General features: G+C 41.2%; 11 protein-coding genes. 1 reads left to right on the top strand and 10 read right to left on the bottom strand.

Annotated features, from left to right (window positions below):
- From nuoG to AC07WY_RS10675, 6 genes are all read right to left on the bottom strand, one after another.
- Entirely contained in the window at positions 1–2,685 is a 2,685-nt protein-coding gene (gene nuoG, locus AC07WY_RS10700; protein ID WP_494736347.1) for an NADH-quinone oxidoreductase subunit NuoG, read from the bottom strand.
- 11 nt (positions 2,686–2,696) lie between these two features.
- A complete protein-coding gene (gene nuoF / locus AC07WY_RS10695) occupies positions 2,697–4,028 on the bottom strand; it encodes an NADH-quinone oxidoreductase subunit NuoF (RefSeq protein WP_004819326.1) in 1,332 nt (443 codons plus the stop codon).
- The gene (nuoE, locus tag AC07WY_RS10690) at positions 4,025–4,534 is read right to left on the bottom strand and encodes an NADH-quinone oxidoreductase subunit NuoE (protein WP_004722839.1); all 510 of its coding nucleotides are present in this window, start codon (positions 4,532–4,534) and stop codon (positions 4,025–4,027) included. Before nuoE ends, nuoF begins: the two co-directional genes overlap by 4 nt.
- A gap of 14 nt (positions 4,535–4,548) precedes the next feature.
- Positions 4,549–6,336 carry an NADH-quinone oxidoreductase subunit C/D gene (gene nuoC / locus AC07WY_RS10685; protein WP_004722840.1) on the bottom strand — a complete coding sequence of 596 codons (1,788 nt, stop codon included), beginning with the start codon at positions 6,334–6,336 and terminating at the stop codon, positions 4,549–4,551.
- 86 nt (positions 6,337–6,422) lie between these two features.
- Positions 6,423–7,100 (bottom strand): NuoB/complex I 20 kDa subunit family protein, encoded by a 678-nt coding sequence (locus AC07WY_RS10680; RefSeq protein WP_004722842.1) that lies wholly within the window; start codon positions 7,098–7,100, stop codon positions 6,423–6,425.
- A gap of 7 nt (positions 7,101–7,107) precedes the next feature.
- Positions 7,108–7,656, bottom strand: coding sequence for an NADH-quinone oxidoreductase subunit A (locus tag AC07WY_RS10675; RefSeq protein WP_004722844.1), 549 nt, complete (start codon positions 7,654–7,656; stop codon positions 7,108–7,110).
- 898 nt (positions 7,657–8,554) lie between these two features.
- Here AC07WY_RS10675 and AC07WY_RS10670 point away from each other — a divergent pair.
- Positions 8,555–8,905 carry a hypothetical protein gene (locus AC07WY_RS10670; protein ID WP_004722847.1) on the top strand — a complete coding sequence of 117 codons (351 nt, stop codon included), beginning with the start codon at positions 8,555–8,557 and terminating at the stop codon, positions 8,903–8,905.
- Between the two features lie 331 nt (positions 8,906–9,236).
- Here AC07WY_RS10670 and AC07WY_RS10665 read toward each other — a convergent pair whose 3' ends face one another.
- The 4 genes from AC07WY_RS10665 to bfmR all read right to left on the bottom strand — a co-directional run bounded on the left by AC07WY_RS10665 (position 9,237) and on the right by bfmR (position 12,704).
- Positions 9,237–9,566 carry a hypothetical protein gene (locus tag AC07WY_RS10665; RefSeq protein ID WP_494736346.1) on the bottom strand — a complete coding sequence of 110 codons (330 nt, stop codon included), beginning with the start codon at positions 9,564–9,566 and terminating at the stop codon, positions 9,237–9,239.
- Positions 9,567–9,689: 123 nt separating this feature from the next.
- On the bottom strand, positions 9,690–10,064 hold the full coding sequence (locus tag AC07WY_RS10660) for a DUF7668 domain-containing protein (RefSeq protein ID WP_494736345.1): 375 nt from the start codon (positions 10,062–10,064) through the stop codon (positions 9,690–9,692).
- Positions 10,065–10,297: 233 nt separating this feature from the next.
- Complete coding sequence (gene bfmS, locus AC07WY_RS10655) at positions 10,298–11,926, bottom strand: sensor histidine kinase BfmS (RefSeq protein WP_004722852.1); 1,629 nt, start codon at positions 11,924–11,926, stop codon at positions 10,298–10,300.
- A gap of 64 nt (positions 11,927–11,990) precedes the next feature.
- The gene (bfmR, locus tag AC07WY_RS10650) at positions 11,991–12,704 is read right to left on the bottom strand and encodes a response regulator transcription factor BfmR (protein WP_004722855.1); all 714 of its coding nucleotides are present in this window, start codon (positions 12,702–12,704) and stop codon (positions 11,991–11,993) included.
- Between the last annotated feature and the right edge of the window lie 180 nt (positions 12,705–12,884).

Genomic DNA, 12,884 nt, shown 5'->3' with positions numbered 1-12,884 from the left:
TTACACTCCTACCGTTACAGATACAGGTTCAGCAAGTGAAACTGTTGGTGCTTGGCCGACTGGATAACCGATATAACCTGTTGGTAAATATTCAATCACATGCACAGGAAGACTAATCGTCGTTTCGCCTGCTTTCACTGTCAGTTGTTGACCATCTTGAACATTTAAACGTGCTGCATCTTGCTCGCCCACGGCAAAAGTCGCTTCTGGAATACGCGATTCCATCACCGGTGTTTTAATCGTAAATTCACCTGAAGCAAAAATATGATGCATTGGAACCAGACGGAAACTCTCTGGATTTGCCACAACCGCAGTTGGCGCCACATAGCTACGTGCAGGACGTTTTACTAAGCGATCAAACAAACGAACGCCTGAATCACCACCTTTAAGGTGACCACCCACTTCATCTTGGTATTTGTTCCAAGCTTGTGGTGAGTTCCAACCCGGTGCCCATGCAAATGGAACCAATGACGATGCACTTTGCGGTCCAACATAACCTTCCATAGAGAATGTTAATGCGGAATCGACATCGACAGGTTGTTTTGGCTCATGTACGTTTAATGGTGCACGCATTGCAGTACGACCTGAGTAACGACGCGGTTCACGGGCAATTTTCAAGCCATGAACACGGTAGCCCGCATCAGGTGCAACATCTTGAATCGCTTCAAGAACTGGAACATTTTTGACCACAGACTCAATTACGTCATCCAGCAATGTCCACGAGATCGCTTTACCTTTCACACCCGTTTCAATGGCATGTAACCAGCGCCAAGATTCTTTGATGGCATATTCTGGTTTGTAATAGCTTGGGTCATAAACTTGATAGAAGCGTTGCGCACGACCTTCTTGGCTGACCACTGTTCCATCGCCTTCTGCAAAGCTTGCAGCAGACAAGACAACATCCGCCGCTTTTACGGTTTCAGTTTCAGAATGATCAAGCACAATCACGCTTTGCGCTTTGTCTAGAGCAGCCTGAACTTGTACAGCAGGTAAACGGCGGAACAAATCATTTTCAACGATAATGATTGACTCATAATCTTGAGCAAATGCTTGTTCTAGGCTTAAACCACCAAACAAAGCCATACCCATTGAGTTCACTTCTGGAACTGTCAATGTTAAGCCTGCATTTCCACCTAGGTTTTGTGCAACTTGTGCAGCAGCTTCCATGATGGCAGCATCTTGTAAGCTAGTACCCGAGATGATTAATGGTTTTTTCGCAGCTTTTAACGTATCCGCAATGGTTTGTGCAAATGCTTTAGCATCATCATCTAAACCAAGAATCGCATCACCGTTTACACCCGCAGCAATCGCAAAACCTAAACGTGCAATATCGTTTGGAGAAGCAACAACTTCACCCTCAGCAATATCAGCTAAACGTGTTTGTGTTGCAGCCAAGATATAGATTGGAGAATTTGCATCCTGACCAATACGTTTTACAGGTTCAGCTAACCAATCTTGGGTACGGCGGTCTGCGGCCATTTGTTTGGCTTTGTTTTTCGCAGCTTGGCGAACAGACAAGGCCATACGTGGTGCAGTTTGTGTTAAATCTTCACCCAAGATCAAGACTGCATCATAGCTTTCGATTTCACGCATACTTGGGTTATAAACACCCTCAGCTTGCATAATCGATGCAGCAAGTTCAACCAAGTTCTGTTCTTTTTGAGAAAGACCTGTTGAATAATTTTCTTGGCCAACCAACTCACGCAACGCATAGTTTGATTCTAATGATGCACGTGGAGAACCAATACCCAAGACTTTTTTGCCTTGAACATTTTCAATCACTGAGTCCAGTGCCACATCAACAGAAACAGTTTTAACTTCTGTTGCAGCACGGAATTGTGGCTGACGTGGACGATCTTCACGGTTCACATAACCCGTACCAAAACGACCTTTATCGCAAAGGAAATATTGGTTAACGTCACCATTGAAACGGTTTTCTACACGACGTAATTCGCCATAACGCTCACCCGGAGAGATGTTACAACCTGAAGAACAGCCTTGGCATACGCTAGGCGCATACTGCATGTCCCACTTACGGTTATAACGTGCCGAATGGGTTTTATCGGTAAATACACCTGTTGGGCACACTTCAGTCAAGTTACCAGAGAACTCAGACTCTAAAGTGCCTGATTCTGGACGACCGAAGTAGACACGTGATGCATTGGCATAAACACCAAAGTCTGTACCACCGGCATAATCGTTGTAGTAACGAACACAACGGTAACATGCGATACAACGGTTCATCTCATGTGCAATGAAAGAACCCAACTCTTGGTTGTGATGCGTACGTTTGGTAAAACGATAACGACGACGATCATGTTGCGTCATTACTGTCATATCTTGTAAATGACAATGACCACCCTCTTCACAGACTGGACAGTCGTGTGGGTGGTTGGTCATTAAGAATTCCACAATCGATTCACGGAAATCTTTTGCTTCTTTGTCTTCAATCGAAATAAAGGTATTGTCAGATGCAGGAGTCATACATGACATTACTAAGCGACCACGAGTATCTTCTGGATTCGCATATTGAGTAACAGCACATTGACGGCAAGAACCGACAGAACCTAAAGCTGGATGCCAACAAAAATATGGGATGTCGATGCCAAGACTCAAACATGCTTGTAGCAAGTTTTCCGAGCCATTGACTTCATACGATTTTCCATCGACATGAATTGTAGCCATAGTCGAATTCCTTAAACTTGTTCTACGTGGCTGGTTTGGGCTACAGGACGATCTGTCACTTTAGCTTCAAACTCGCTACGGAAATATTTGAGTGCACCCATCAATGGTTCCATCGCACCTGGTGCGTGAGCACAGAATGTTTTACCAATCCACAATTTGCGAGTCAGTTCTTGAAGATGTTGAATGTCTTCCATCTTCCCTTCACCTTTCTCAATTGCGACAAGTGCTTTGACCGCCCAAGGTAAACCATCACGGCATGGCGTACAGAATCCACATGATTCACGTGCAAAGAATTCTTCTAAGTTACGCGTTGCAGAAACCATACACTGGGTTTCATCAACGACCATTAACAAACATGTACCTAGACGAGAACCTGCTTTCATAATGCTTTCTGAATCCATTGGAAGATCAATGTGTTCAGCAGCCAAGAAGTCAGTCGATGCCCCACCCGGTAACCATGCTTTCAGTTTAAGACCATCGCGCATACCGCCAGCATAGTCTTCAATCACTTCACGTGCAGTCGTACCAAAAGGCAATTCCCAAAGACCAGGGAAAGTCACTTTACCTGATGCACCATAAATTTTAGTGCCTGGATCTTTAGATTTACCCGCAGACAAACCGATATACCACTCAGGCCCACGCAACATAATTGCTGGCAAGTTGTTATAGGTTTCTACGTTGTTTACGATGGTCGGACGGCCCCATGCACCTGCAACTTGCGGGAATGGAGGCTTAGTACGTGGGTTTGCACGACGACCTTCGAGTGAGTTAATCAATGCAGTTTCTTCACCACAGATATAACGCCCCGCGCCGGTATGCACATGCAGGTCAAAATTCCAACCTGTATCTAAGATGTTGTCACCCAAATAACCTTTAGCACGCACTTGTTCTAAAGCTTCATTTAAGTATTGTGCAGCTTCAATGTATTCACCGCGAATGAAGATATAACCCTGAGTCGCTTCGAGGGTATAACCTGCAATCAACATCCCTTCGATCAATTGATGTGGAAGTTTTTCCATCAACAAACGGTCTTTGAATGTTCCCGGTTCCATTTCATCGGCATTACAGATTAGGTAACGAGGACCACCATCATTGGGTGCCATCAATGACCATTTAATCCCTGCTGGGAAACCTGCACCACCACGACCTTTTACAGTCGCTGCTTTGATGACTTCAAGAACATCTTTAGGTGGCATAGAAAGCGCTTTTTTAAAGCCTGCATAGCCTTCTAAAGCTTCATAGTCATCAGCACTACGAACAAATTCCTGCTTACTCAAACGCCATGTTAATGGGTGAGTTTCAGGGTTTCCTTCGCCATAAATTGGTCTTGGTTCGGTATTCATACATACTTCTCCAATAACTGTTTCACAGAAGTCACTTCAACCAAACCGTGTGTATCTTCATCAATCATTAGGGTTGGACCTTTGTCACAGTTCCCTAAACAGCAGATCGGCAATAAAGTAAAACGACCATCAGCTGTCGTTTGACCAAATTGGATACCCAGTTCACGTTGGAAAGCTTCTGCTAAAGTTTCCGCACCCATCAAGAAACATGCAATCGAATCACATAATAAAATTACGTGACGACCTACAGGCTGACGGTATATACGGTTATAGAATGTTGCAACACCTTCTAAATCCGCAGTTGTAATTGTCAATAATTGAGCAATTGCATGTAACTGCGCGTCATCCACCCAACCATTACGGCGTTGTACACACTTTAAAGCATCCAAAGACGCTGCGCGTGGGTATGGGTAGTGACCCATGTGATGTTCAATTTCATGGATTTCTTCGCTGGTCAGAATTCCTTCAACATTCACACGTGGCTTTTTATCAGTCAAAATCATCATAATGCGTTTACCCCTTAGCGATCCACGTCAGCCATAACGACGTCAATTGTCGCTAAATAAATGATCAAGTCAGATACAAGACTGCCGTTAATCACGGAAGGAATTTGCTGCAAGTGGGTGAAAGTAGGCGTACGAATACGGGTACGGTAACTCATGGTTGACTTATCTGAAGTCAAGTAATAGTTAGACGCACCTTTCACCACTTCTGCCATTACAGAGGCTTCACCAGCTGGCATTACAGGACCCCATGACACGCTCAAGAAGTGCGTAATCAAAGTTTCAATATCTTGTAAAGTCTTATCTTTTGGTGGTGGAACTGCCAATGGATGATCCGCTTTATAAGGACCAGAAGGCATATTATCCAAACACTGTTTGACGATTTTTAACGACTCTTCGATTTCGCGATAGTGAACCATCACACGCGCGTAAGCATCGCCTTCATACTCTAACGGCACTTCAAAATCGTAATTTTCATAACCACTGTATGGACGATATTTACGAACATCAAAATCAATACCTGTCGCGCGTAAACCTGTACCTGTTACACCCCAAGCCAATGCTGATTTAGCATCGTATTGCGCAACATTACGGGTACGGCCCACAAATACTGAGTTTTTCAATGCAGCAGTATGATATTCCTTCAAACGTTTTGGCATCCATTCGAGAATTTCACGAATCAGTTTTTGCCAGTTGTTTGGAAGGTCATGTGCTGTCCCGCCGATACGGAACCATGCTGGGTGCATACGGAAACCTGTGATCGCTTCAATTGCGTCATAGATTTTTTGACGATCCGCAAACATATAGAATACGGGTGTCATACCACCGGCATCCTGAATCGCAGTACCGATATACAACAAGTGGTTATTGATACGGAATAATTCAGACATCATGACACGGATACATTGCGCACGATCAGGAACGGTAATCCCTGCAAGTTGCTCCACACCCATGACATAAGGCATGTTTTGCGCACAACCACCTAAGTAGTCAACACGGTCTGTATATGGAATAAATGAATGCCAAGTTTGACGTTCAGCCATCTTTTCCACACCACGGTGGTGATAGCCAATATCAGGCACACAATCTTTCACTTCTTCGCCATCAAGCTGCAAAATTACACGGAATGCACCATGCGCAGATGGATGGTTAGGCCCTAAGTTCAAGAACATAAAGTCTTCATCGGCGTTACCGCGTGTTAGACCCCAATCTTCTGGAACGAAACGAAGATGTTCTTGTTCGAAATCTTGTTTAGCCTTGTCTTGCATGTACGGTGTATATTCAGTCGCACGTGCAGAATATTCTTTACGTAGTGGATGACCTTCCCAATAAGTTGGCAACAAAATACGACGAAGCATTGGATGCCCTTCGAAATTGATCCCAAACATATCGTAAGCTTCACGCTCGTACCAATTGGCATTTGGCCAAATATTGGTCGCTGTTGGAACGTTAATATCGTTCTCACTCAACGCCACTTTGATACGAATATCACTATTACGTTCTAATGAAAGTAAGTGATAGAACACTGTGAAATCAGATGCAGGTAAACCATCACGGTTGTTACGCAAACGTTCATCGACCGCAGATAAGTCAAACAGCATCACATAAGGACGTGGTACTGTACGCAAGTACATTAGAACTTCTTGTACACGTGCGCGCTCAACCCAGACCGTCGGAAAATCTTCAAACGTCGGTTGCACGTAAAAGTTCTCGCCAAATTTGGCTTTGAGATCTTCTACAATTGCAAATGCTGGGCGGGAATCAACTGGAGTCGATTCTGGCATAGCAATTTCAGTTTCAGCCATTGGCTTGGCTTCCTATTTAATACAAATTCTGTCAAATTCCCTGATGACCATATCCATCAGATATGTCAAATACTCATCAGAAAAAATTACTCAATTTCATCCATAGAGCGTAAGTTTTTCACTGCAATACGTTCAGCGTTCTTACGGTCGCGTTCTGGCATCATCTTTGGCTTATACACTGGCTGAAGATCATCACCGATTACCGCAGAGAGCGGACGACGTTCTAATTGAATTTGGTCTTGCAATAACATCAAGGCTTGAATCAATGCTTCTGGACGTGGTGGGCAACCTGGAACGTACACGTCAACAGGAATGATTTTATCCACACCTTGTACAACAGAATAGATGTCGTACATACCACCAGAGTTTGCACAAGCACCCATTGAAATCACCCATTTAGGCTCAAGCATTTGTTCATACAAACGTTGAATTACAGGTGCCATTTTAACAAAGCAAGTTCCTGCAACGATCATCAAATCTGCCTGACGTGGCGAAGCACGAATAACCTCGGCACCAAAGCGCGACAAGTCATGCACACCGGTTAACGTGGTTGCATATTCAACGTAGCAGCAAGATGTACCAAAGTTAAAAGGCCATATTGAGTTTTTACGGCCCCAGTTTACAGCTGTGTGTACCACATCCTCTAAGCGAGTCATGAACACATTTTTATTCACTTCTTCTTCAAGTGGATCTGTCACAATTTGACGATCTTGAAGCGGATATTGTTCAGCTTCTGGATTCGCACGGGTTAAAGTATATTTCATTCCCGAGTTACTCCTTGTTCAGAGACATGGTCGGTGTTTTATCTTTCACACGACCAGAAGATTGAGCTGGAATAGTTCCAGTAGGATCCATCACCAACTCTTCAATTGAATTGAAGCGAGTAATTTCTGCAAGGTCCATATTTGGTGAACCAATTTTAGGTTTAATCCCTGCGATTTTACGTTTATCTGAAGGTGACCAGTTCAATGCACCTGTGGATAATTCATAAATCAAACCAACGAGTAAAACTAAAATAAATACAGCTGCAGCTGAAAACCCAACCCAACCTACTTCACGTACAGATGTCGCCCATGCATATAAATAGAGGGCTTCCAAATCGAATACAACAAAGAAGATTGCAACAAGGTAGAACTTCGCAGACAAGCGGATACGTGCACCACCAGCACTAACCACACCTGATTCAAATTGCTCTTGCTTCGCACGTCCCCATGATTTACCCCCAAGGAGCAAAGGAACGGTGAGCATAAAGACACATAAAAATGTCACGCCGATCACGAAGGCAATGATTGCCCAATCGTATGGAGTAATGGCACTCATGCGGGGATAACTCCTGGCAGGCCTATTATTTAACAAAGAATGTATGTATTGGCCTTGCAAATACACCAAACACAAAATAAATCTGGTCAATTGTACCCGATTGATGTCATCTGTTGCTAGTTAATAGCTCTAAGTCTTTCGGATGATTTTTTAGACAAAAGCTATAATTTTTCCTGATTCACAGCGATACAGCGCTGACTTATCGTTTTATCAAATTTCTATTCCTATTCTTATTAGTTTTTCCGAAGTTTATTTTTTAATCATGAATTAAAAATGACAAATCAGTAGCTTAATCTGATTCAGTCCAAATAAAAGCTTCGATTTATCCATGCTTTTCTGCGATTTAATTGGCTAATTTCTACAAATATAAGGATTTACCATCTAAAATATTTTGTTACATTCTATGTGGTAAAATAGTCACATTAGATCAATCAAGTGATAAAAATTATCTTATTGTGATAATTTTTAAATATTACAAAGTTATTTATAATTTTTTATACTTTACTATTATCAAAACCAACTTGTTTCAGTGAAATAACCCGCTTTAAACCATCCAGCGCCAAATGTTCAATGCCTACTTTTGACCTACCTTGTGCCCTCTTATGATTTTCTGATTTAAATTTTCGAAATAGTCCGCACCGTCAATCATGTCATTTTTCGCACATACCTCACACTTAAGCTCACCCAAACTGGCCCAAACTAAAGCCGTTTGAAAGATGAGTAACTTATCGCCACTTAAATCAATAAATTGTATATTTAACACCCAATTGCAATAAAAGGTGTTCATTGTCGCAAACTTAGACGAATTGTCTACAGAGCCTATACACATTGAACTACTTTTATGTATATGCTATTCAATATGAACAACTTTAAATCAATAATTTAGGGGTAAAACAAGATGGAATTCAGCAGCAAGCCAAACTATTTTTTATTTGCACAATTACTGATTCGTCATATTGAAAATTACGTCAAAAAACACGCTGATGCACAAAATGCAATTTTTGATCTAAGAGATGTTTATGAGCTTTTCCGCCAAGATCTTGCCGCAACCACGACAAATCTAGAAGGGATTTTAAATATCGCGGATGAATATCGTATTGATACCATTCAAGGTGACCAAAAAATCATTAGCAGTTATAAAATTGACGCTGAACAAAATAGCTTATTGATTGACTTTAATCATGATGCATTACAAGCATTGCGAGACAGCAAGCCAATCATTGCGCCTGATGCAACGCTTCAACAATAAGATCTAGACTGGACAACATCCAGACATAAAAAAACCACCGAAATTTTTCGGTGGTTTTTTTATTTCAAACTAAGCCTTCAGTCCGCAATAGCATTCTTCTTATTCATCTAGTATTCCACACTGCACGAAGCCCAACAGGATCGCTGTCCTATGGCGTCGTGCTCGAAGCTGATGACTTTGTCGAACCCAGTATCGCATGCTAGGTTGATGGCATGGATCAGTTCACTGGCGGCAGTATAGACCAATACTACCAATGGCCTTTGAAACCGAAGATGCAAAAATAAACCTTGATCATTCGGAGTGACTTCAAAACCTTATAAAAAACTCAATTTTATATAAGATCATCAATACCTGTGATAATTTCTGCAATTAAATCAATGCTGATGGTGAATACGATATCCCAAGATTCACAATCCTCCCCGATCAAAATATAAATCTCGCCATCATCATCTTTTTTCCAATGAACTGGGCTGTTGGCAGATTCTCCTGCCTGTATATAAGTAACAGTATCTGTTGTTATTTTTTTCAATTCTTCCACTTGGTCAATTGAAATATAAATATTAATTTCAATAAATTGGTTGGCAATTTTTATTATAAATGCAGGATGCCCATTTCCATTAAATGCATGATCAATAGTAATATCAAAATTAGCGTTCACCATTCAAATTTCCTTAATGGATATGATTAACATCAATGCTCAAGCTATTCAGTTTGGTCTACCTAATTATGCTTAGAAAGGTCAACAATAGAGTACGTTTTGATGTTCCGATAGATATCGTTATTTTTACATAACGCGAATATCATACAAATGTAATAGTTTACTTGCATTTATTGGCGCACAAAAAACAGCATATAAATCTGATTTAGAATCATCAAACCATAATTGGACATCGATTATATGTTTATTAACACGATCTCCTTTGAGAGAGAAAACCTCTGTATCCTCCAGTACATCGTCAGGGATTTGTGTCATTTTCACAAATCCACTTAAATGCACAAATTCATTTACAGCAACTCTATATTCACTTGCCGTTGATGGATAGGCCAGTTTATTTTTCACCAATTCCTCATAGTCATCAGAAATCATAAGATTCAATATTTTTATCATTGATTCTTTATATATTGGAAATTCTCTTAGAAAAATATTTTCATTTGTCATTTTCTGACCCCAACTTCTCGCATTGCCGTGGATGTAGCAATTCCAATCTTCTAAAAATATAGATCAAAAGGCATCCAATATTTTTGAGTGAATTTTTGTATTGAACGTCCCTTCTCCCGTTGGGAGAAGGTTAGGATGAGGGTGGTTTTATCTTAAATAATGACTTTAAAAATGACTGATAAACCAAGTCAAATAGCGCTTAATTGATAATATTTAACAGCATGATTTAACAGTTAAGCTTTTTTCTTTTTAAAACGCTCTACAGGCCAAGACATGGTAAATCTTGCACCACCCAAATCTGAGCTTTGATCGACTTCAATCGTCCCACCAAACCAATACGCAATACGACTAACAATTGAAAGCCCTAAACCATAACCACCCGAAGCACGAGTACGGCTATCATCTAAACGTGCAAATGCTTCAAACACACGTTTACGGTCTTCCTCTGGAATCCCTGGGCCATCATCTTCCACACAGACATAGGCCATGTTGGTCTGGTGATTGACGCCACCACTAATATTGACCTGATGATCACAGTAACGTATCGCATTTCCCACCAAGTTTTGTACAACACGATGTAAATAACGACGTTCTGCATCCACAATCACATCAGATGAAAGTGGATTAAGATGGATAATCTTTTGCGTTTTTAATGCTTCAGTTTCTACCGCAACCTGTTTTAATACATCAATCAATACAATTTTTTCAAAATCTAATGATGGTGTACCTTGCTCTAATTTCGCATAGGTCATGATTTCATCAATCAGCGTATTTAACGCTTCGATGTCTTTATCAATCATCTCGACTTGTTGCAAACGATATTCATGGTCATCTTCATCTGCCAGCATTTCCATACCAAAACGGATTCGCGCCACAGGTGTACGTAACTCATGTGATACTGCACGCATTAACTCACGCTGTGCTTCAATCAAACGCTGTATATGGTCAGACATGCTGTTATAACTGGTGGCTAGACTGGCCATTTCATCATAACCTTCAACAGGTACACGTTGCGACATATCCCCTGTTCTCATCACATCCAAGGCTTCATTCACCTGTTTCAACTTGCGTTGCATCGGCACAATCAAGCCATACACCCCCAAACAGAGTAAGAACATACTCAGCAATGTAATTCCTGCTGCCAATTTGACGGGCATCCAGTTAAACATTGGAACGGGGCCAAGCACTAACACATCTGTAGGTGAGTTTGGTAAGGGTGAAACAATCGAAATGGTGGTACCACGTACAGTTGCACTGTCACGCCATAAAATCACACTTTGATCTGATCTTAAACGACCAATTTGCTCGGAATCGAGATTGAGCTGAGAAATCTTTTCCACACCAACATGATAAGAGAAATGTTGTTGAATTTTCTTAAGATATTCTTGTTCTTGACCGGGATAATAGACCAAATAATCCAGAATAAATACCGGAAGTGCCTTCATTTGGCGTTCGCCAATTTGATCGACTTTGATATATAAATAGTGCTTGGGGTCATTTCTGATCCCTATAACTAGATAGGCAATCCCTTGTTCCGCATCATAACGCACCACTGCTTTTTGACTTTCTATACGTTTTTCTTCAGTACGAGATAAGTCAACTTTGCGTGCTTCGAGATAATAAATGGGAAGTTCTAATAGATCAGACGCATCTGAAATCCAATCTAGGCGCTGCTGTTCAGTTTGCTGACGTGCCACACCTTCACTGATCACAAATGAAATTCCATCTGTGAGAGACTCACGATATTCCTGCGCACGTTGATAATTAATTATTTGGACAAGTAAATATCCAAACAAGGCAACCAACACAACAAGAATGACTAATCCTGCATAGATGCGCAAAAATATACTGTGTTTAGACACGCAAACTAACCTTCTTTATGCCTGTCCTGTGATGGACAAGCATCTTAGATGACTGACCCATCGTTTATAGACCAGTCTCTTTAACAAACAAATAACCTTTACTACGTACAGTTTTAATACGTTTCGGATTTTCAGGATCATCACCAATTTTTGGACGAATACGTGAAATACGTACGTCAATCGAACGGTCTTGACCATCATATTCAATACCACGGAGACGTTCAAAGATGTCTTCACGCGATAAGATACGGCCTGCATTCGATGCCAATAACCAGAGTAGATCATATTCAGCACTGGTGAAATCAACCAACTCACCATTAAGTGTCACTGAACGACCGCCATTGTCGATCACAAGATCGTCAAATTCAATACGTTGTGCAACTTCATCTTCAGGTGCTTTATCTGTACGACGTAATAATGCACGAATACGTGCAAGCAATACACGCGGTTGAACAGGCTTAGCAACATAGTCGTCTGCACCCATTTCTAAACCAAGAACTTGGTCCATATCTTCAGTACGTGCAGTCAACATCAAAATCGGTTGATGATAATGTGGACGAACTTCACGACAAACGGTTAAACCATCTGCACCCGGCAACATCACATCCAACACAACCAAGTCTGGTTGTTCAGCAATGATGCGGCGAATCGCACGGTTACCATCTGGCTCTACCCCAACTTCCAATCCATTGCGAATTAAGTATTCCTGAGTTAAGCGAGCTAGGCGCTCGTCATCTTCAACAATCAGAATCTTTGGTAACTTTTCTTCTTGGCTCATCTATTTGCCCCTATATTTGATTTTGGAGTCTGCTACAAATCTCGCAGATTCAACACACTATGTTTTGCAATATACACACGTTTACAATGTAAACAAGACCTCATTCACCAAACTGATACATGAGCGTATCAATTTGTTATATTTTTATTAACTATTGAATTGTAGGCAGTTTTATAAAAT

The organism is Acinetobacter sp. GW821-FHT01C12 (genome assembly GCF_059422625.1).
The sequence above is the reverse complement of the archived record's forward strand: the minus strand, read 5'-3'. Positions and strand labels throughout refer to the sequence as shown.